General features: G+C 60.5%; 17 protein-coding genes and 1 riboswitch. Of the genes, 5 read left to right on the top strand and 12 right to left on the bottom strand.

Features of this window, described 5'->3' with window-relative positions; genetic code table 11:
• The 6 genes from GOB82_RS10865 to cbiB all read right to left on the bottom strand — a co-directional run.
• Positions 1 to 195 (bottom strand): transposase (locus tag GOB82_RS10865; protein ID WP_166122957.1); only part of this gene is annotated, 195 nt, incomplete at its 3' end.
• A 239-nt stretch (positions 196 to 434) separates the two neighbouring features.
• Entirely contained in the window at positions 435 to 1721 is a 1287-nt protein-coding gene (locus GOB82_RS10860) for an MFS transporter (protein ID WP_166122955.1), read from the bottom strand.
• A 70-nt stretch (positions 1722 to 1791) separates the two neighbouring features.
• On the bottom strand, positions 1792 to 3483 hold the full coding sequence (locus tag GOB82_RS10855; RefSeq protein ID WP_166122953.1) for an alpha-keto acid decarboxylase family protein: 1692 nt from the start codon (positions 3481 to 3483) through the stop codon (positions 1792 to 1794).
• Positions 3484 to 3523: 40 nt separating this feature from the next.
• Positions 3524 to 5338 carry a hypothetical protein gene (locus GOB82_RS10850; RefSeq protein ID WP_194300464.1) on the bottom strand — a complete coding sequence of 605 codons (1815 nt, stop codon included), beginning with the start codon at positions 5336 to 5338 and terminating at the stop codon, positions 3524 to 3526.
• Between the two features lie 519 nt (positions 5339 to 5857).
• Complete coding sequence (gene bluB, locus GOB82_RS10845; RefSeq protein WP_166122951.1) at positions 5858 to 6496, bottom strand: 5,6-dimethylbenzimidazole synthase; 639 nt, start codon at positions 6494 to 6496, stop codon at positions 5858 to 5860.
• Positions 6493 to 7482, bottom strand: a complete 990-nt coding sequence (gene cbiB, locus GOB82_RS10840) for an adenosylcobinamide-phosphate synthase CbiB (RefSeq protein WP_166122949.1) — start codon at positions 7480 to 7482, stop codon at positions 6493 to 6495. The genes bluB and cbiB overlap by 4 nt, the downstream gene beginning before the upstream one ends.
• On the opposite strand from cbiB, the gene GOB82_RS10835 reads away from it, so the two are divergent.
• Together GOB82_RS10835 and GOB82_RS10830 are read left to right on the top strand one after the other, a co-directional pair.
• Positions 7481 to 8722 (top strand): threonine-phosphate decarboxylase, encoded by a 1242-nt coding sequence (locus tag GOB82_RS10835; RefSeq protein WP_194300462.1) that lies wholly within the window; start codon positions 7481 to 7483, stop codon positions 8720 to 8722. The genes cbiB and GOB82_RS10835 overlap by 2 nt on opposite strands.
• Positions 8719 to 9615, top strand: a complete 897-nt coding sequence (locus GOB82_RS10830) for a histidine phosphatase family protein (RefSeq protein WP_166122947.1) — start codon at positions 8719 to 8721, stop codon at positions 9613 to 9615. The genes GOB82_RS10835 and GOB82_RS10830 overlap by 4 nt, the downstream gene beginning before the upstream one ends.
• A 204-nt stretch (positions 9616 to 9819) precedes the next feature.
• On the opposite strand, the gene GOB82_RS10825 is transcribed toward GOB82_RS10830, so the two are convergent.
• Positions 9820 to 10656, bottom strand: a complete 837-nt coding sequence (locus tag GOB82_RS10825) for an alpha/beta fold hydrolase (protein ID WP_166122945.1) — start codon at positions 10654 to 10656, stop codon at positions 9820 to 9822.
• A 107-nt stretch (positions 10657 to 10763) separates the two neighbouring features.
• Between GOB82_RS10825 and GOB82_RS10820 the strand changes: the two genes are divergently transcribed.
• The gene (locus tag GOB82_RS10820; RefSeq protein WP_166122943.1) at positions 10764 to 11150 is read left to right on the top strand and encodes a winged helix-turn-helix transcriptional regulator; all 387 of its coding nucleotides are present in this window, start codon (positions 10764 to 10766) and stop codon (positions 11148 to 11150) included.
• 722 nt (positions 11151 to 11872) lie between these two features.
• On the opposite strand, the gene GOB82_RS10815 is transcribed toward GOB82_RS10820, so the two are convergent.
• The 4 genes from GOB82_RS10815 to GOB82_RS10800 all read right to left on the bottom strand — a co-directional run bounded on the left by GOB82_RS10815 (position 11873) and on the right by GOB82_RS10800 (position 15343).
• Complete coding sequence (locus GOB82_RS10815) at positions 11873 to 12592, bottom strand: CbtA family protein (RefSeq protein WP_166122969.1); 720 nt, start codon at positions 12590 to 12592, stop codon at positions 11873 to 11875.
• 21 nt (positions 12593 to 12613) lie between these two features.
• Positions 12614 to 12838, bottom strand: a complete 225-nt coding sequence (locus GOB82_RS10810) for a CbtB domain-containing protein (protein ID WP_194300460.1) — start codon at positions 12836 to 12838, stop codon at positions 12614 to 12616.
• Positions 12839 to 13313: 475 nt separating this feature from the next.
• Positions 13314 to 14192, bottom strand: a complete 879-nt coding sequence (locus GOB82_RS10805) for an adenosylcobinamide-GDP ribazoletransferase (RefSeq protein WP_166122941.1) — start codon at positions 14190 to 14192, stop codon at positions 13314 to 13316.
• A gap of 44 nt (positions 14193 to 14236) precedes the next feature.
• A complete protein-coding gene (locus GOB82_RS10800; protein WP_166122939.1) occupies positions 14237 to 15343 on the bottom strand; it encodes a nicotinate-nucleotide--dimethylbenzimidazole phosphoribosyltransferase in 1107 nt (368 codons plus the stop codon).
• A 60-nt stretch (positions 15344 to 15403) separates the two neighbouring features.
• On the opposite strand from GOB82_RS10800, the gene cobU reads away from it, so the two are divergent.
• Positions 15404 to 16054, top strand: a complete 651-nt coding sequence (gene cobU, locus GOB82_RS10795) for a bifunctional adenosylcobinamide kinase/adenosylcobinamide-phosphate guanylyltransferase (protein ID WP_166122937.1) — start codon at positions 15404 to 15406, stop codon at positions 16052 to 16054.
• Positions 16055 to 16108: 54 nt separating this feature from the next.
• Here the strand turns inward: cobU and metE are convergent, their stop codons facing one another.
• Entirely contained in the window at positions 16109 to 18562 is a 2454-nt protein-coding gene (gene metE / locus GOB82_RS10790) for a 5-methyltetrahydropteroyltriglutamate--homocysteine S-methyltransferase (protein WP_166122965.1), read from the bottom strand.
• A gap of 112 nt (positions 18563 to 18674) precedes the next feature.
• Positions 18675 to 18878, bottom strand: a riboswitch (cobalamin riboswitch).
• A 64-nt stretch (positions 18879 to 18942) separates the two neighbouring features.
• Here metE and GOB82_RS10785 point away from each other — a divergent pair.
• Complete coding sequence (locus tag GOB82_RS10785) at positions 18943 to 19890, top strand: ArsR/SmtB family transcription factor (protein ID WP_166122935.1); 948 nt, start codon at positions 18943 to 18945, stop codon at positions 19888 to 19890.
• Positions 19891 to 19937: the final 47 nt, after the last annotated feature.

The raw sequence follows: 19937 nt of genomic DNA, 5'->3' as shown, positions 1-19937 counted from the left end.
TCGTCTGTGAACATTCTTCCAATCCCCGAACCGCACTGGCAGGTCACGCCACGGAATACCGGCGCGGTAACGATACAGCACTGCTTCCACAAACAGACGGTTATCGGCAGCTGTTCCGCCAACATGACCTTCACGACCTGGGAGAATATCCTTTATCCGTTCCCACTGACTGTCATTCAGGCCATATCGTCGCATTCATTCTTTCCCCGAAAACAAAGAGAAAACATCACAGATCAAACAGGAGTACAAGCCTCATAGCGCAAGATGCTAACTGACGACGCGCCCTAAGGTGGTGGAAACAGCGGAAGAAAGCCTCATATGGAAGCTCCATGCCAGACATTCCGCTTCCCCCCCCCAAAGCAGCCACCTACAAAAAAGGCGGAACCCCACAAGGTTCCGCCTTTTTCAAAGCCCTCTCATCCCGCAGGAAGAGTTTATTTCTGCGCTTTCCAGCCCGTCTCGCGCAGGCGGAAGGCCAGCAGGATGGCGATAACAATACCGGCTATCAGCGGCAGGAAGGCCCGATGGAAAACAGCCATGGTGGCACCCCCCGTGCCCATCAGGGCGGAAACAATCGGGGAGAGAACACCCGTCGTGCCGAACACAAGGAAGTTCATGGCCCCTGCGGCGGTGCCCTTTACTTCAGGCGGGTTCACTTCCTTCATGGAAGAGAACGGGATCATGGCCGCGCCAGAGGCAATGCCCATCACCAGTGCCACGGAGTAACGCGGCATTACGCCCACCGGCACATACAGCGCACAGAGTGCCGCCGCCAGCATCACAACCGCACCACCAATCAAAACCGGCTTACGCAGGCCGATCTTGTCAGAAATCCAGCCCAGAAGCGGGCAGCCAATCACCCAGCCGATCGGCACCATGGACACATCGGATGCAGCAAAAGCCATGGAGACATGCTCACCCTTGTTGAGCATGGAGGCCCCCCAGCCCAAAGCGCCAATGGTGGTAGGAACAAACAGCAGGCCGCCAATAATCCCGGCATACCAGCTCTGGGGGTTTCCAAAAATGGTCTTGAACGGCTTGAGCAGGTTCGCCACGGAGAGGTGGCTGTGGTGCGCGGCGCTGTCTCCTCCGTCACGCGGCATGACAAGCCATGTCGCAATGGCCAGACAGATGCCCACCACCCCGAAGCCGAGCCACACCGTCTGCCAGGGCAGATGAAAGGACCCGGCAGGGTCAATCAGGATACGGGTGGGCTTGGAGCCAAACGCGGCCCCGGCCATGCCAAGGCACTGTGTCAGCCCCACAAACAGGGCCAGCGTGCTGGCGGGCAGATACCGCGCCGCCACGTAGGAGGAGCCGACAAACGCGCAGATCGCCCCCAGAGCCTGAATGACATATCCGCCGAGACCGGCAGCCACACTGCCTTGTGCAAAAATAAGGCACCCGACACTGGTTATGGCAATGCCTGTGGGCATGGTGGCATGTGCGCCATAGCGGTCAAGCAGCACACCCACGGCCAGAGCGGCCAGCGCGTAAACAATATAGTAGGAGGCAATCATTAGCCCGAGGTGGCTGTTACCCCAGGCATGCGTCAGTTCGTCCTGCATAATGCCAGGGGCGGAGCGGATGGCATATTGATAGAAGTAGAACAGCGCGCACAGAAACCACGCCAGAAGATAAAGAGGTTGTATTTTTTGCGGCTGGCCTGCCGGCGCGCTTTGCGGCTGCGCGGCGGCGCTGGGTGTGTTGGAAGCCGACATTCAGGTCGCTTTTCAAAAAAGTTCAGGCTGTGCACCCTGCGGTGCAAAGACACAGCCTGAACGGGTTACATTATTTTGCAGGCGGACGGCTGTTTGCCTGAGCCACATGGCGGCCCCAGGAAATCAGCTCGGGTGTGCAGTCATCACGCTCGATCGTGCATTCAATCAGCGTCGGGCCATCCTTGTTCTCCAGCGCGACCTTCACGGCGTCGGCCAGTTCACCCGCCGTGTTGGCGCGCAGACCAATGCCCTTGCCATCTTCAGCATTGAAGGCGCTGATAATGCCGGCGTAATCCCAGTTCTTGATGTTGTTGTACGGGCCATCATGAATTTCAACTTCAATGGTGTACCCACGGTTGTTGATCAGGAAAATAATCACCGGCAGCTTGCGGCGGATCATCTGGCACACTTCCTGCGCGGTCAGCTGGAAGGAGCCATCACCCACCATCAGAATGGTGCGGCGTTCCGGTGCGCCCACGGCGTACCCGAAGGCAGCCGGAACGGACCAGCCAATATGCCCCCACTGCATTTCCAGTTCCACGCGGGCACCGTGCGGCAGCCTGGTGCGCATGACATTGAACCAGCTATCCCCTGTCTCACCCAGAATGGTGGTGTCCGGTGTTACAAGGCTCTGGAGTGTCTGCTGGATATCCGCACGTGTCAGCTTGTCATCACCCGTGCCGGTAGTTTCAACCGTTTTCTCGGTGTGAACACGCTTGTACTGCGCCACTGTGGAATCCTTCTTCGGCTTGCCGTTGAAGTAGTCCGCCAGACCCAGCAGCAGTTCCTTCAGATGGATATTGTCAAAGTTATATCCGTCCAGTTTTGTAATGTTCTTGTCCAGAACAGCCACGTTCGGCCCCTTGGGCCAGACGGACCAGCCCTCGGTGGAGTAGTCATTAAAAATGGGGGCCAGAGCCAGAATGCTGTCTGTCCAGTTGAAGATTTCATTCACACCCGGGGTGCTGGCACTCCCCCAGTAGGTGCCCACGTAAGAGGGGTGACCTTCAGGGAAGAAGCTCTTGGCGGCAGCCATGGTGGCCACAACGCAGCCCAGCGCATCGGCCAGCTTCACAGCAGCTTCTTCAGCACCTGCGGCGCGCAGGCGGCTGCCAACCAGAATGGCGGGTTTTTCGTGTTTTTCAATGAAAGCGGCAACAGCTTTCACGGCAGCATCCAGCGTGTCTTTGTTGGAAGCCGGGGCATCCAGAACCGCGCTGATGGGGCCGGGGGCCGCGCAGGGCTGTGCGGAAAGGTTGCAGGCAATTTCGATATAGGCCGGCTTCTTTTCGCGCAGGGCCGTGCGGATGGCGTGGTCAATTTTTTCCGGCGCATCTTCGGCAGATGTGATGGAAACAGCAGCACAGGTCAGCTTTTCAGCAATCTGGAGCTGATAGGAATAGTCCGTGGTGCCAATGGTGTGGTGCAGGATGTGCCCGCTGCCATGGTCATTGGAGTTCGGTGCGCCGGAAATCAGGATAACCGGCAGGTTTTCCGCATAGGCACCGCCAATGGCGTTCAGGGCAGACAGCGCCCCCACGCTGAAGGTGACAACGGCGGCAGCAGCGCCGTTTGCACGGGCATAGCCTTCGGCCGCGAAACCGCAGTTCAGCTCGTTGCAGCAGTAAACCTGTTCACAGTCCTTGTTCATCAGAAGCTGGTCAAGCAGGACAAGGTTATAATCCCCCGCCACCGCAAAATGATGCTTCAGGCCGATCTGGGCCAGACGTTCAGCAAGATACGTGCCAACTGTGTAAGACATGTCGTTCTCTTTCCTTTGGCGAATAGGGTGCAATTCCATCTTACTGGAACGGCAGATATCGGAAGGTGACATAAACAGTGTTGCCCGATGTTGTCGGGTCCACACTGTGGCCGTTGCCGTCATTGCCTTTGAAGGCAAACTTCCGGATATAGGTGTATTGTAGGCCGCCCATGAGACTGCCGTAGCGGCCTTCAACAAAGTGCCACCAGCCGCCCGCGGTCAGGGAGGCCAGTGTGCGGGTCTGGGCGTTGCAGGTGCCGAATTCCACATCGCACCCGCCCAGATTGAGGTCAGTCACACCATAGCCATACTGGGCGCCATCCGCCCCCGTATAGCGCTTGCGCCCCGCGGCTTCGACACCTCCATAGGTGTAGAGCAGCACGGACCTGGTGGGATGCCCGATAAGACCAAGGGAGCCCATAAGCTCCGGCACGGGGGAAAGCGCACCCCGGGCGTTGGGCGTGGTATCCGGTATCAGGCTCGGCCCATAGCGGCCAATGCCTTCACCAGCCAGAATATTGCCTGCCATCTGGAGTTTGGGTGTGCCGAGCGGCGTTGTCATGCCAGCACCCACGCCGCCACCGAAGGAGGTGTGCTTCCGTGTGGTGGTGGCGCCAGGATCCACGGCAAGGGAGCGGAACCAGCGCGCCAGGCCGAACACTTCATAATGCCCGAAAGAGGTGTCCACCGCCGCTTTGAGGATAATGTCCGGGGCCGGGTTATATGTATATTGCGCGTTCGGGTTCAGCAGCACACCGCCGCCGTTGGCATAATACACGCGTGCGCCAACCTTTTCTCCATATGCCGCGGGCAAGGTGCCGCCGGAAGAGAGTGCGGAGGAAAAGGCCACTGTTGCCTGCGGGTCTTCCAGAGAAAGGCCGAGCCAGTATTTCTGGTTCCAGTCCTTGCCAATGCGGATCTGCGGCACGCGGGTAAAGGTAATGCCTGGAATCTGGTTGTTGTCTGTGACCGCGGGAAGCTGCTCCTGCCGGGGCAGGATGCCCTTGGCGTAGTTGGTGGCAAGGCTCCAGGCCTGCCCCATCAGGATATGCAGCCCCCAGTCTTTCTGCGTGAAGGTAAAGTACCCCTGCCGCAGGCGCGGCGTATAACCGCTGATCTGCACACTGTTTGTCGTGCCGCCGGAGCCGCCGAAATCACTCTCCACATAGGCCTGCAGGCGGACAGCCTTGGAAGGGTTGGCTTCCATCAGCACGGACATGCGGCTGAGCTGTGAGGACATGCGCTCCTCACTCAGCCCATGGTTCGGGCTGTTGGCATACGGGAAGTTGTTCCAGGCCGTGGCGGGGCCGCTGGTCATGTTGGAACTGCGCCAGATATTGGAAAACTCGACAAACCCACCGAGCTTTACGGAAATGCCGCCAATGGTGAAAATGGGAGGGAGGTTGTCCACATCCGTCTGGGTAATGGAGGAGGGGCTGGAGGATGTGAGATCAATAGAGGATTTCTGCGCACTGCCGCCCTGCTGCCGGGGCAGCCACGTGAACGGGCTGAACCCACTTCCGGTGCGTGGTGCAGCGCCTTCCGCCACCACAGGCTGCGCTTCTCCGGAAAAGCGGATGCCCGGATCAGCTTTTCCGTCATCCCGTAGAGAGGGGAGGGTGCTGTCCGGTGGTGTACCATTCGTGCGGCCACCTGTCGTCATGCTGCGGGCGGCAAGGTGGTTTGAAGCAAGCTGATGCCCGGCCTGCGGGTGCCTGAGGGCCTGCCGGTGTTCAATGGCCTGTACCTGTGCGGCCAGTTTACGCATTTCCGCCTTGATGGCTGCGAGTTCCTGTGCGTCATCAGCCCGTGCCTGAAAGGGCTTGTTCAGGGTGCACACAAGAACTGCGCCCATGAGAAATCTGACATCCCATTTTCTGATATTGGCGGAACCACGGAGCACAGAGACTTCCACGAATTATCCTTAAAGTTTGTAAAACATCATGAAAGACAACTCGTTTTGAATGGGAACCCGATGCGGGATCATTGATTCATATCAATATTACAAACTGTTAATTATATCATGAAAGAATAATGCTGCGATTTCAGGGGGGATTTATAAAAATAGAGAATATACCGGAAATATTAAAAAAAACTTTAAGGTTCTTTGGTGGGTCAAAAACCCGCAAAAGCGGACATATCAGGAGGGATAAAGTCAGGATTTGTCAAATTATGCCTGCAATTACATGCATTGAATTTATATGGAATGATTATAAAGTCCCTTTGGAAGACAGTTTTAAGTCAGGGCAATAAAAAAGACGGTTGCCTTGAAAAAGTCAGGCCAGACCGGACACTGTCAGTCTGGCAGTATGGATCCCGTTTTTAAAACAGCCCTTGGGCGCATTGTGATGTGCCTGCCCAAGAGAGAGGTGTGTCAGCGCGCAATCCAGCGGCGACGGGCCGGGTTGCGTTGCTCCCACCCGCGCCGCTCCAGTTCCGGCGTGTCCGCATGGTCTTTCGGATATCCTACGCACAGATACGCCAGAAACTGCCATTCCGGCGTGATGCAGAGCGTGCGGCTGGCCTCTTCAGGGTTCAGGATGGACACCCATCCCACTCCCACCCCGGCTGCCGTGGCGGCAAGCCAGAAGGTATGGATGGCCATGACGGCAGACCACACGGTGGTTTCCGGCATGGTGCCACGCCCCAGCCCGCGCCCCTGTGCGGGGTTTGTGTCACAGAACACTGCAATATGGTGGGGGGCGTCATCCAGCCCGGCCAGCTTGAGTGTGGCGTAGCGCAGGGCGTCTTCCCCGCTGTGGCCGGTCAGGGCTTCCGTGTTGCAGCGGGCAAAATTTTCCCGGATGGCAGCCCGGCGCGCCGGAGCATCCACCCGCACAAAGCGCCAGGGCTCGCTCAGCCCCACGGATGGCGCCAGACAGGCTGTCTCCAGCAAATGGGTCAACACGGCTTCAGGTACCGGGTCCGTGCGGAAGTGCCGCACATCCCGCCGCCAGGTGAAAAGCTGGTCCAGAGAGGTACGAAAGGCAGGGGAGAAGAGGGGGGCTGTCATGCCGGGATCATGGAGAGAACTGCTCCAGCCAGCAAGAGCCCGGTCAGAATAAGGCAGGCGCGGCGATACAGCACAAGCCCCCTGTCCAGATCCGCCACGGTGGCGTCCGGTGTTCCGGCCCCCATCCAGGCATCCTCTACCCGTACCCCTTTATAGAGGCGTGGCCCGGCCAGCCGAAGGTCCAGCGCTCCGGCCATGGCGGCTTCCGGCCACCCGGCATTGGGGGAACGGTGGCGGGGGGCATCCCGCCGTACAGCCTCCTGCGCGGCGGTCCGGCGCTCGGCCGGGGCGGCCAGAATCAGGCACAGGGCTGCAAGGCGGGAGGCAGGCAGATTAATAGCGTCATCCAGCTTTGCAGCCGCCATGCCAAAGGCGGCATGGCGCGGTGTGAGGTGCCCGATCATGCTGTCTGCCGTGTTCACCGCCTTGTAGAACACCACGCCCGGCAGGCCGAATACTGCCGCCCAGAACAGGGGGGCCACCACACCATCCGAAAAATTCTCGGCCAGACTTTCAAGAGCGGCCCGCACAACTCCGGCCTCATCCAGCGCGGCGGTATCCCGCCCGACAATCTGTGCCACGGCCTGCCGCCCCCCGGCCAGCCCGTCCTGCCGCAGGCCCGTGCCCACGGCGCACACATGCACCCAGAGGGATTTCTGCGCGACCAGCGTGCAGGCCGCCATCGCTTGCACGCCGAGCATGGCGGGGGCAGGCAGAAAGTGATACCCCATATCCAGCACCGCACCTGTTATCCAGACAGGAATACCCGCAATCAGGACCACCGCCAGCACACCCAGCCAGCGCCGCTTGCGTTCGGAAAACTCCGGCCGGTTGAGTGTGGTGTCCAGCCTGTCTATCAAGGAGCCAATCCACATCACCGGATGTCCGATGGCGGCCAGCAGGGCAGGCGGATAACCCCACGCGGCTTCAAGCACCGCCGCAAGGGCCGCTACGGGAAGAGTGACGGACAGGGGGAACAACACCATGCGGGCAGCAGACTCACAGATCAGGCAGGTCGGGGCACACGCGCCCGGGCATCTGCGGGGAGAAGCTCAGGCTATCACGCCGCCAGCATCCGCCGCTATCCCTGCGCAGCCATCAGTCTCTGCCCCCGTTATCCGGCCCGGTGCTCTGCCACTGGACGTGCCCCCGGCTGTGGTGTCTCCTCCACCAGAATTTTCCACACCAGAAGGCGTCCCCCATCCTATCCACGGCGGGCAGGTCCGTGCCATTATGGCGCACTTCCCCGATGCGCCCACGCCGCATCATGATCTCTCCACCGGCATCAGCCCGTTTGCCTACCCGCTCAGTCTGCCAGACCCGGCCGTGTTTACCCGCCTGCCCGAAGAGTATGAGGAGGCCGATCTTCAGGCCGCCGCGGCCACTGCGTACGGGCTTTCCAGCTCTGATATGGTCGTCGCCGGGGCCGGGAGCCAGAGCCTGATTTCCCTGCTGCCGCGCCTGCTGCCTGCGCGGCGCGTGTGTCTGCTGGGGCCAACCTATTCGGGCCATGCGCAGGCGTGGCGCTTGCAGGGCGTGCCGGTAGAGCAGGTGACAGACCCCGCGGCTCTGGAGCACGCCGCCAGACAGGCGGGAACGGTATGCGTCGTCTGTAACCCCAACAACCCCGATGGCCGCCTTCTGCCCGCAGTCTGGCTGCGTGGTCTGGCTGATCAGTGCGCAGAGCAGGGAAGTGTTCTGATAGTCGATGAAGCGTTCATGGATTTTGAGAAGGAAAGTGTCGCTCCCCTCCTGCCGCATTCGGCTCTTGTGGTGTTGCGCTCTTTTGGCAAAACCTACGGGCTGCCGGGGGTGCGGCTGGGCTTCTTGCTGGCCAACCCGGAGCGCGCAGCGCAGGCCCGCGCACTGCTGGGAGCATGGCCGGTGGGCAGTCTTGGTCTGGCGGCGGGGCGGCAGGCCCTGCGTGACACGGCATGGCTGTGCACAGCCAGAAGGCAGGCTTGCACGGCTCATACGCGCCTGAGTCACCTGCTGGATGCCGCAGGGCTTTGTCATACGGGTCAGGTCAGTCTGTTCACACTGGTCCTGCATCCGGAGGCTCCGGCTCTCTGGTATCATTTCTGCACTTATGGCCTCGTGACCCGCATTTTTGCCGATCAACCAGGCCGCCTCCGTCTTGGTCTGCCAGCATCGGAAGAGGCATGGTCCCGGCTGGGTACTGCCTTGCAGGCATGGGCCGCGCGGACTTCGGGCCCTACGGCATGACGGCCCGAGCAGATGCCACACCCGTAAGGCTTGTCTGCCTGAGCACAGGCCTGCCAGATGCGGTGCGGCAGGGTCGTATTCCGGAACGGACTGCCATGGGCACACTCTCTGCGCCTCGGGTGTCAGAACTCGCGCAGCATCTTGCGCGCGTGCATGCCTCGCAGGTTTTTGTGGCAGGGGATGTTCTCTGCACTGGTATTTTCCAAAATTCTTCATGTTCCGAAAACATCTCGGGCACCCTCCTGTCCATGCATGAGAACAGGCACGGACCGGACGCGGAACACCAGCCCGCCAGATATCCCGATCTGCTCCGCATAGCCGCCCTCAGGGATCGTGATTACGGCACATGGCACGGGCAGGCGCTGCGCGATCTTCCCGCCGAGGCGCTTGGCAACCTGCTGCATGACCCGGATTTCACCCCGCCGGATGGCGAGAGCGCACGCCAGTTTCACACGCGGGTCGGCGCCTGGCTGAAGGCCGATGTCCCCCATGATCCGTCGTCACACGGCGCGGCACGCTCCCCAACATCCGGGCAGACAGGCGCGCAAACGCCCCCACAAACGGCCCAGAAAACAGTCCCGCAAACAGCCCGGCACCCCCCCCCGCAAACAGCCGAGCAGACACCGCCGCAAACGCCAGACCAACCCGCGCCGCAACACGCCATTTCTCTTTTCGGCACTGTGCTGATGGTCGTACGTCCGGCTGTGGTGCGTGCCCTTGCCGCGCACATTCTGGGCGGCGGTCCGGATATGGACGCCCGGCTGGATATCGCCCCAGAAACCTTCAGCATCTTTACCCGCCAGGCAGATCGCTGGCGCGTCCGGATGCTGGGAAGCCCGGAGCACGACTTGCCATCAGGTGGCCAGCAGGATGCCAAGCGCTCTGGATCATGAGCGCAGGGGTGTCATGCCCAGAAAGGCGGTCGCCCTCATAATCCAAAACGCATAAAATGCTCTGAGGTATAGGCCACATTTCAGGTGACCTCACGAAAGAGGTCAGATAGTTGTCGCATGGGGGAGTGAGAAAACGCGACAATAATTTTGAAAATACCCGTTACACAATGTATTTTCTCTATGCCTGATCGCCTGTTGTTCTCTTCATCCCTTAAGCTGACGACCAAACGCAATCAGCGTATCAGCAAACGCGCGGGGTTGTTCGAGCGGCACAATATGCTTGCAGTTGGGGATATCGACACGATGAAGGTCGGGTGCGATCGGCGCAAGCTGGGCATGAATGGCATCCCCCACCACGCCGCCAATTATCGCCAATGTTGGCTGTTTGACGCTCTCATGACTGGCCAGCATCGCCCTGATCTGTCGGCCATTTTCAGGAAATGCCCGATAATGCTCGAACCCGCAGCGCAGTGCCTCACGTCCAGTGTAGGCCTCCACGAAAGACTTGTGAATATCAGGAGCCATTGACGGAACATCCTTATAAAACCAGTCGAGGTACGTGCCTTCATGCCCTTCAAGAACGGCCTCCGCCAGTCCCGGCACACTATGGAAGCCGAACCACCACGGTGCGCCACGTGCCAGAAAGCGTTCAGCCCCCGGAAGATCACCAAGCATGCCTTCGCAAAGCGCCAACTGCCGGATCAGGGTGGGGTACCGCATGGCGAGCATCCAGGCGATGCCAACGCCAAGATCAATCCCGACAACCATCGCCTGTTCGATCTGCAATGCGGAGAGGAGACCGGCCATATCGTCGGCCTGCGTTGCAAGGTCATAGCCCTCGTCGGCGCGGGTACTGTCACCCAGTCCGCGCAGATCCGGTGCAACCACGCGGAATCCGGCCTCAGCCAGAAGCGGCATCACCCCGTTCCAGAGTGCTCCGGTATGCGGCCAGCCGTGCAGAAGCAGGATGGCTGGCCCTTCTCCCAGCGTTGCGACGTTGAGATGAATGCCGTTGGTGGCGATGTGCTGCCGTTCGATCATGTCTGGTGCTCTCCTCTGAGAGTAGACATGTGCGCTACGAAGCAATAGGTATCAAGAAGATACCAGCATGTGCTTTGGTAACCTCAAGGAAACCTCAAGGAAACCAGATGACCCGAGATTCCCGTGGTCCATTTGCCGCGACCTGCCCGACCCGGCATCTGCTTGATCAGATTGCCGATAAATGGTCGATGCTGGCGCTGATTGCCATTGACAGTGCTCCTCGTCGCTTCAATGCACTGAAGCGCGAGATTGAGGGCATCAGCCAAAAAGTGTTGACCCAGACGCTACGCCGGCTGGAACGAAACGGTCTCATCTCCCGCAGCGTCGCACCGACGGTGCCGGTGAGCGTGACGTATGCCATTACGCCGCTGGGCCATTCTCTGGCCGTCATGATGGAAACCATGCGCACGTGGTCCATCGCAAATATCGACAGTATTCTGGCTGCCCAGTCCTGTTACGATCACTCCAGATCAGAAGCACAGTCTTTGAAATAGAATACGAACACCGCCGCACCACGGAGTGTGGACATCACACGGCATGAGCGCCCCGACCAGGCTGAGGATACCGTTCACCCCGAATTATGGTCGTCGTGACTCTTTTTTGTTTTTTAACAAGGTTTCGATATAAGGGCACATCTATGCAGGTGTCGGTATATCCACACACCAGTCATAAGGTGATTGTGAGTCCCGGCTTTTCCGTAATGGAAGACTGGGGTTAATCCTTATTCGACGAGAAGCCGCCCGGCCTGAAGGGTTTGTTCGCCACAGCCAATAAGGTCATGGCTGCAGGGCTCAGGGCCACTTCACACACTGGCCCGCCGGATCACAGCAGGCCAGTGTGTGAAAGAAGCCTCAGAATTTCTTACTTTTTGCGCGTGTCTTGTATCTGCAAAAAACCATCACAAGCAGGAATTGTGTTCCAACAAGGGCCCCCTCAAGCAGTTTTTTGTAAGAATCTGTAACAGGAAGTTGGGAGACAGCCTGAATAAGTAAAATGAAAAGAGGCACGAAAACCGGAATGGTATCCATCGGAGAGTTGGGTTTGATGCTCTTTGCCTTGCATTTTCCAAACATGTGCCTGCCCCCCCCCGCTACTTATCAAACGAGTCGATCATAAATGGTAACAAAACCCTTGCACAGGCTGTCCTTGCAGTGCAAGGGTTTTCAGGAGCGGTAGGGGGAGCCTTGTGCGTATGACTACTCCCTGCCTTAAAGCGTTACCCTCTGGCGCGTGCGGCCAGAACCGGGGTGGCCAGTGCCCCGAAAATCAGCCCCATACTGCCCCACAGTACGGCCTGCATCCCGATGGCTGCTTCCCGAAAGCGCCAGAGCACAACTGCGGGGAAGCCATCAGGCACCTCATTCACATTCGGCAGGCCATACGGCACCAGGGCCGCCAGCAGGATGAAAACGGCAATCCCGCACAGCCAGCCGCTCCACGCATCCCGCATCTGCGCAACTTTCTGGCCCATCAGGCAGCCAATGGCGGCGAAGCTGATGGAAAGCGCAATCATCACGAAATAGGTTTCCGTCCGCAGCCCCAGCGTGGCGGGGTTGCCCACAGCGGGGGGATTGGGCGGATATTTCAGGTCCGGCACCAGCACTACCGCTACAAATCCGGCTGCGGCCAGCAGCAGGGCCAGCACACGGGGGGAGCACAGGCTCAGGCGCCCGTAAGCAAAGGAAAACACCAGAGCAAACAGTCCGCCAAACCCCGCGCCATACAGCAATGTGGCCGTGGCCAGACCATAGCTGGCCTGTACGGAGCGGCTGATCATCTCTGGTTCGGGGGCGGCACCTTCTGCAGCACTGCGGGCGGCTTCAAAGGCAATGGCCAGCGCAACCTGCGGTTCACCAAACAGGCGGGCAAACACAAAGGCAAGCGCTGCCGCAAGGCACCCGGCAATCATGCCGCGTGCCAGTAAACGTCCAGCAATCATAAGGAAAAACCCTGCGGTTCAGTGACAGGGAAAGCCCAGAAGATGGCGGCCATCATGCACAAATTCATGCACGCCATGGCCGGAAATCAGGGAGACAGCCCCCTGCTCCGCACCCACAAAATACAGCATCAGCACAGATAGCAGCAGGCCGAACACAGCCCAGGGCAGCAGCGCGCCAAGTGGGATGGCAGCAGGAGCCGGAACCGCAATGGCCCGGGCGCGGGGGGAGGAAGGGTGCATCATCAAAAAAGCTCCGCTGGTAAAAGCGCGTTCCGCGGTGAAGAAAATGAACATGCCGGAGGTCTGACTTTCCGCCCGAACAGGCGGAATACAGTGGCGCGACCGTGCCGGACTCTCACCGGCTTCCCCAGATGCTTTTTCTAGTCTGGACGGTGCCTCCGGGTGTGTCAATTCATACCGTCGCCGGTCTGTCTCCCGCTGGCTTTGCTGTTTTGCCCGCACCGGACTGTGTCTGGCCACACGTCATGCCAGAACCTCTGCCTGAGTTTCCACCAGAGCCGTTGTCAGATCAGCCGTTTTATCTACACGGCAGAGCTTTGTGGTTTGACATCCGGGTATGTCCTGCGTGTTCCGGTGCCTCTGCAAAGCCAATCCGGTAGCCGCATCTTTGTGCGTATTCCTGATGAGGCCGGTTTATCGGGTGTCCGATGATGGTGGCCGGAGGGTATAAAAAGCCTATCTGCTGTCGGGGTGTTTTTTATAAAAGCGCGGTGAGCCCCGCCAGTATACAGCATTCTGTTAACACCGCCGCCGCCCCCAGTACATCCCCCGTATAGCCACCCAGCAGGCGGCGGGCAGCAAACCCGACAAATGTCGCAGCGGCCAGTGTGGCTCCCGCTGCCACAAGGCAGATCAGCAGGGTGGTGAACAGGGCAGAGGGATGACCTGTTCCGGCCCCGGTCCATACAAAAGTCCAAGCACCAGCCTGCGTGCCAATCGATGCATCAGCCCATGTACCACTCAGGCCCATCCCCCCCGCCAGTCCCACGACACTTCCTGCCGCCAGCCCCAGCCCAACCCACAACGGGCCGCGTGGGAGCGGAGTAAGGGAGTGCGCCAGACCATCCGGGCGGGCCGGAGGCAGGGAGGCGGGTAGCACCAGTAGTGCCGCCCGTGCCAGACATCCTGAAATAGCCAGCGCCAGCATCGCCGCACAGGCGGGCAGAGCCGCCACGGCAGAGGCCCGCACCAGTAGGCTCAGGCACAGTGCCAGCACGCCATAACTGCCAATCCGGCTATCACGCATGATCTCCAGCCGCCGCTCCCGCGTGGTGCCGCCGCAGCCATCGGCCATATCTGCCAGACCGTCTTCATGAAGGCCGCCTGTCAGCACGCACTGGAAAGCCAGCGCCAGCCCTGCGGCGGGCAGGGCGGCCACATGACAGAGCCGCAGCAGGCAGAATACTGCCCCTACCAGCCCGCCCAGTGCGGCCCCCAGAACCGGCCAGCACCAGATGGAGCGGCTCAGCGGCCAGAGCGCTGTGCTGGCCCGTTGGGCGGGAGAGAGCAGCCAGTTCACCGGCAGGCGGCTCAGCAAACCCAGTCCGCAAGCCAGATCAAGCCGCCTGCGTGCCATAAAGGAGTCAGGGCAAGGCGCTGATGGGGGCGTTGACGGGTGCGTCATGTCCGGCCTGAAACAGCGGCCTGTGCGAAGGTCGCCATGCCGGTATGGCAGGCCACCGCCGCACGGAGCAGCGGAACCGCCAGCGCTGCGCCAGAGGCTTCCCCCAGCCGCAGGCCGAGGTCCAGCAAGGGAGCAAGTGCCAGCTTTTCCGCCAGCCGCGCATGCCCGGCCTCTGCAGAACAGTGGGAGAGGCGCGTATGGTCCAGCCCTCCGGCCGCCAGTTGCGCCAGAGGGGCTACCGCTGCCGTGCACACAAAGCCATCCAGCAGCACCGGAATGCCGACGTGTCGTGCTGCAAGCGTTGCTCCCAGCAAAGCCGCCAGTTCATACCCGCCCAGCCTGCGGGCAACCTCCAGCGGGTCAAACCCGGTGGGGCCGCCTGCACCGGAAGCAGGCATACCCGTGGTTTTTTCAGACGGAAGCATTTGCGCTGCATGGTGTGCCAGAGCAGTCTCGATCACCAGCGCCTTGTGGGCCACGCCGGGGGCATCCAGCCCTGTGCCACGCCCGGCCCAGTCGGCCCCGTGGCCGCCAAACAGCCCTGCTGCCATAGCTGCGGCCGCCGTGGTGTTGCCAATGCCCATTTCCCCCAGGCACAGAAGGTCGCACTCCTGTGGCACGGCTTCATACCCTGTGCGGACAGCCTCCAGAAACGCTGCTTCCGTCATGGCCGGGGCGGTTGTGAAATCAGCTGTCGGCGTCAGGTTCTGCACCGGCACCACGCGCAGGGTGGCCTGTGCTGTGCGGGCAAGCTGGTTGATGGCGGCGCCACCCTGTTCAAAATTCTGCACCATCTGGGCTGTTACATCCTGCGGCCAGGGGGACACCCCCTGCTGCACCACGCCGTGGTTGCCCGCAAAAATCAGTACCTGCACGGCTTCAAGTCGGGGGTGGATGCGCTTTTGCCAGCCGCCCAGCCAGAGTGTCAGCTCTTCCAGCCGCCCGAGGCTGCCTGCCGGTTTGGTCAGGGTGGCTTCCCGCACGGCAATGCCCTGCTGCACGGAGGTATCCACCCCCGGCAATGCCGTGCAGGCTGCCCGCAACGCGGCAAGGCTGGAAAAAGGAACGGAAGGGGGAGGGGAAGAGGAAGAGATTGGTGGCATGGCCCTGATTGTGTGCTGTTATACGCGCCCATGCAAACGGCAGCAGAAAGCGGATAGCGCATGAACACCTTCAGGCTCAAGACAGCCCCCGCTCACCCGGCGGATGCCACGCCGAACGAGCAGCCCGCGCCCGCGCAGGCACCTGATCGGGCGAGTGCACCACAGGAAGAGGCTACCCCGCCGGGCGCGGGCCTGCCCGGTGCAACACTGGTTCTTGGTGGAGCGCGATCTGGCAAAAGCCGCCACGCTGAAACGTTGATAACGGCTCTGCCCGCCCCATGGGTCTATCTGGCCACAGGCCGCGCGTTTGATGCGGAAATGCAGGAGCGTATCACCCATCATCGCGCCGGTCGGGCGGAAGGCTGGATAACGGTGGAGGACCCCATCGATGTACCTGCTGTGCTGCGCGCTCACGCGGAGCGCCCTCTGCTGCTGGACTGCCTGACCCTGTGGTTGACCAATCTTCTGCTTGAAGGTCACGCCATCCCCGCCGCCCGACAGGCCCTTATCGCGGCACTTTCTGAGCGCCGTGCCCCTACCGTGCTGGTGGGGAACGAGGTCGGGCTGGGCATCGTGCCCGAAAACAAGCTTGCCAGACAGTTTCGGGATGAAGCCGGTTTCCTGCATCAGACCCTTGCGGAACATGTTGGAAAAGTCCTGTTTATTGCAGCAGGGCTACCGCTTGTTCTCAAAGAGACCTCCCCCGGCTGAACTGAGCCGGGTGGACCAGATCAGGTCGGGGAAGGCTGGCAGGGGAGGGGAGTTTCAGTTCGCCTTCCTCATCGCCTCCCGCATCTCCCGCGCCGCTGCAACCATATTCCGGATGGAGGGTTTCACGTCCGCCCATGTGCGCGTCTTTAACCCGCAATCAGGATTTACCCAGATATGCTCAGCTTTCAGGTAGAGCTGTGCCTCTTTCAGCAGTCGTGTCATACTGGCGGTTTCCGGCACGCGGGGTGAGTGAATATCATACACGCCCGGTCCAATCTCAGCCGGGTAGTCAAACTTTGCAAATGCGTCCAGAAGTTCCATTCTGGAGCGTGCGGTCTCAATGGAAATCACATCGGCGTCCATGGCAGCAATGGCCTCAAGAATGTCATTGAATTCGGAATAACACATGTGTGTATGGATCTGGGTTCTGTCCGCAACACCTGAGGCCGCAATCTGGAAGCAGGACACCGCCCAGTCCAGATAACGCTGCCGTTCAGCACGGCGCAGGGGCAGGCCCTCACGCAGGGCAGCCTCATCAATCTGGATGATTTCTGCACCGGCTTTTTCAAGGTCCAGCACTTCATCCCGCACAGCCAGCGCCAGATGCAGGCAGGTTGCGCTGCGGGGCTGGTCATCCCGCACGAAGGACCAGTTCAGAAGAGTGACCGGCCCGGTCAGCATGCCTTTCATGGGGCGCTTCGTCAGGCTCTGCGCATAGGCCCACCATGCTACCGTCATCGGGGCAGGGCGTGCCACATCGCCGAAGATAATGGGTGGCCGGACAGAGCGGGACCCGTAGGACTGCACCCACGCATGCTTTGTAAACGCAAAACCGGAGAGCTGTTCGCCAAAATACTGCACCATGTCATTACGTTCAAACTCACCATGCACCAGCACATCCAGCTCCACCTCATGCTGCCACGCCACGGCGGAAGCAATCTCGTTCCGCAGGAACCGCTGATAAGCCTCGGTGCTCAGCGTTCCTTTTGCATGTGCCGCGCGGGCCTTGCGCACGTCCGCTGTCTGCGGGAAGGAACCAATGGTGGTGGTGGGGAACAGCGGCAGGCCCAGAGCGGCCTTCTGCTGTACGCGGCGCTCCGGGAAAGGTGAGGAGCGCTGAACCATTTTTCCGGTTACAGAGGCTGCGCGCTGCTGCACCGCCTGCGCGTGAATTCTGGGGGAGGTGCGGCGTGTTGCCACCGCACGGGCTGAGGCCTCGAATGCCGCCCGCATATGTTCCCGCCATCCATCCGTTACGCCCTCTGGCCCCCACTCTGATAAACCCGTGGCGTTGTTCTTTGTTGCACCCGCAGCTACGTTCGTTGGCCCGATGTTCAGAGCATCAGCCAGAACGCGCAGTTCCGAGATTTTCTGTACCGCAAATGCCAGCCAGGATTTTATCTCTGCATCCAGATCCGTCTCCCGTTCCAGATCAAGGGGCACATGCAGGAGGGAGCACGAAGGAGCCAGCACAAGCGCCCGCCCGGAGGCCGCAAGTGGCGCGAGCTGGGCCAGAAGCGCGTTCAGGTCAGCCCGCCAGATATTGCGCCCGTCCAGCACGCCCAGAGAAAGGGTCAGGTCCGCCCGTGCGCCTGCCAGCACATCGGCAAGCTGTGCCGGGGCGCGCACAAGGTCCACATGCAGCCCGTGCACTGGCAGGCTGAGGGCGATGGGCAGGTTTTCTTCCAGCGCGCCAAAATAGGTTGCCAGCATCAGGCGCAAGGTTGGGGCGGCCTGCGTCAGCGCCGCATAGGCCGGAGCAAACGCCGCCCGTGCCGTCTCGCTCAGGTCCAGCACCAGAGCGGGCTCATCCATCTGCACCCAGTCCGCCCCGGCTGCGGCCAGCCTGCGCAGAACGTCCACATAGATAGGCAGCAGGCGCGGGAGTAGTGTCAGCGTGTCAAAGGGTTTTCCCTGTGCCTTGCTCAGCAGCAGGAATGTTACCGGTCCGAGCAGAACCGGCCGGGTGATAATTCCGAGCGCCTTGGCTTCCAGAAACTCCTCCACACATTTGGTGGAAGTGAGCCTGAAAACCTGTTCTTCCTCAAGTTCAGGCACGAGATAATGATAGTTGGTGTCAAACCACTTCGTCATTTCCTCGGCTACAGTTCCGGTGTTGACGCCAGTGCCAGCTTCGGTTTCGATCTCGCCCCCATGCGAGCAGGCTGCGCCGGCGTCATTACCCCCGGTCTCAGCGGAGCGACCCCGCGCCATGGCAAAATAGGTGTCCAGATCAACCCTGTTTCCGGAAAACTCAAAGCGGGGTGGTATGGCTCCCACCATCGCGGAGGTGTCCAGAACATGGTCGTAGAATGAAAAATCGTTGGAGGGGATGGCATCCACGCCCAGAGCACGCTGGCGCTCCCATGCCGCCTTGCGCAGGCTGGCAGCGGCGGAAAGCAGATCGGCGGCGGAACCCTGTCCGTTCCAGTAGTGCTCCAGAGCCGTTTTCAGCTCACGCCTTGCCCCGATGCGTGGAAAGCCCAATGTGGCAACAGTAACAGTCATCATAACCTTCTTTTCTTGTCAGGCAGAGTGACAAGACAGGCGCAGGGCAGGGTTTGCGCGGGCGTTGCCTTCCGCGCAGCACTGGTCCTGACCCGCCCGGACACCCCGCCGGAGGATTCTGTGTGTCGTGGCAGGTCTCCTGACTTGCGGGTCTCTACACACGGTCCGGCCTTCCCGGGGCGAATGCCCCAGTGGCATGAATGGACAGGTGCTCACCGCTTACAGTTGCGGGGGCAGTGCCGGGTTTTCACCAGCTTCCCTCTTGGCGTCACCCCGCAGAGTGCGAGCGTGACGAACCATGACAGCGCGAACCAGACACCCGTCGAGGCGGGGAGTCAAGGTGCTTGTGAATATAAGGAATTCGTTATATACCTATTCTCATGTCACTCACCCTTCTCCTTTTTCAGGCGCTGGCGGACCCCACCCGGCTGAGAATTCTTGCTCTTCTGCGTGTGATGGAACTCTCGGTGGGAGAGCTTGCCCAAGTGTTGGGGCAAAGCCAGCCGCGCGTCTCCCGTCATGTGAAAATCCTTGTGCAGAGTGGCCTTGTGCACCGACGCAAGGAAGGAAACTGGGTTTTTCTCACACTAGGGGAGGACTATCTGGTGTCCCCTGTTTTTGCCGCCATGCAGCAGTGGGATGCCGGGCCGGATGGCGCGGGGCAGGGGCAGCCGGATGCAGAGGCTCTGGCTGATATTGCCCGCCTTGAGGCCGTGAAAGCCGTGCGAGCCGCGGCGGCGGATGTGTATTTTGAAACCCATGCAGCGGAGTGGGATGCCATCCGCGCCCTGCATGTGGCGGATGATGCCGTGGAAAAGGCCATTCGTCAGATTCTGGGGTCGGAGCCGTGTGGCACGCTGGTCGATATCGGCACGGGCACCGGGCATATGATCAGGGTGCTGGGCGCGCAGGCCGGAACCGTGATCGGGTATGACCGCAGCCCCGCCATGTTGCGCGTGGCGCGTATCCGGTTGGCAGAAGCTGGCCTGCCTGGTGTGGACCTGCGGCAGGGGGATATGTACTCCCTCCCATTACCTGCGGAAAGTGCTGATCTGGCGGTAATGAATCAGGTTTTGCATTATGCGCAACAGCCAGCCGCTGCCATTGCGGAGGCCGGGCGTATTCTTGCAAAAGGCGGACGCCTGTTGGTGGTGGATTTCGCACCCCATGACCGGGATGACCTGCGCGAGCGGGACGCCCATGTATGGCTCGGCTTTTCTGATCAGCAGATCAAGAAATGGTTTCAGGCCGCAGGCTTGTCCTGCGTTGAGGTCATGCAGCTTAAAGGCAGGCTGACCGTCAGGCTGTGGCTAGGGTGCCGCGTCTAGAGTGTTTCTCTTGTTCTCCGTTGTCTCCAAAGGTTTTTTTTATGCAG

Origin of the sequence: Acetobacter farinalis (assembly GCF_011516935.1) — a bacterium.
Lineage (GTDB): Bacteria > Pseudomonadota > Alphaproteobacteria > Acetobacterales > Acetobacteraceae > Acetobacter > Acetobacter farinalis.
The sequence above is the reverse complement of the archived record's forward strand: the minus strand, read 5'-3'. Positions and strand labels throughout refer to the sequence as shown.

Bases quoted from the DNA above. Each gene is read 5' to 3' on its own strand.
- GOB82_RS10860 (WP_166122955.1), bottom strand. From the start codon at position 1,721: ATGTCGGCTTCCAACACACCCAGCGCCGCCGCGCAGCCGCAAAGCGCG.
- GOB82_RS10855 (WP_166122953.1), bottom strand. From the start codon at position 3,483: ATGTCTTACACAGTTGGCACGTATCTTGCTGAACGTCTGGCCCAGATC.
- GOB82_RS10850 (WP_194300464.1), bottom strand. From the start codon at position 5,338: ATGGGCGCAGTTCTTGTGTGCACCCTGAACAAGCCCTTTCAGGCACGG.
- bluB (WP_166122951.1), bottom strand. From the start codon at position 6,496: ATGACAGCCCCCCTCTTCTCCCCTGCCTTTCGTACCTCTCTGGACCAG.
- GOB82_RS10835 (WP_194300462.1), top strand. From the start codon at position 7,481: ATGCGGGCAGCAGACTCACAGATCAGGCAGGTCGGGGCACACGCGCCC.
- cbiB (WP_166122949.1), bottom strand. From the start codon at position 7,482: ATGGTGTTGTTCCCCCTGTCCGTCACTCTTCCCGTAGCGGCCCTTGCG.
- GOB82_RS10830 (WP_166122947.1), top strand. From the start codon at position 8,719: ATGACGGCCCGAGCAGATGCCACACCCGTAAGGCTTGTCTGCCTGAGC.
- GOB82_RS10825 (WP_166122945.1), bottom strand. From the start codon at position 10,656: ATGATCGAACGGCAGCACATCGCCACCAACGGCATTCATCTCAACGTC.
- GOB82_RS10820 (WP_166122943.1), top strand. From the start codon at position 10,764: ATGACCCGAGATTCCCGTGGTCCATTTGCCGCGACCTGCCCGACCCGG.
- GOB82_RS10810 (WP_194300460.1), bottom strand. From the start codon at position 12,838: ATGATGCACCCTTCCTCCCCCCGCGCCCGGGCCATTGCGGTTCCGGCT.
- GOB82_RS10805 (WP_166122941.1), bottom strand. From the start codon at position 14,192: ATGGCACGCAGGCGGCTTGATCTGGCTTGCGGACTGGGTTTGCTGAGC.
- GOB82_RS10800 (WP_166122939.1), bottom strand. From the start codon at position 15,343: ATGCCACCAATCTCTTCCTCTTCCCCTCCCCCTTCCGTTCCTTTTTCC.
- cobU (WP_166122937.1), top strand. From the start codon at position 15,404: ATGAACACCTTCAGGCTCAAGACAGCCCCCGCTCACCCGGCGGATGCC.
- metE (WP_166122965.1), bottom strand. From the start codon at position 18,562: ATGACTGTTACTGTTGCCACATTGGGCTTTCCACGCATCGGGGCAAGG.
- GOB82_RS10785 (WP_166122935.1), top strand. From the start codon at position 18,943: ATGTCACTCACCCTTCTCCTTTTTCAGGCGCTGGCGGACCCCACCCGG.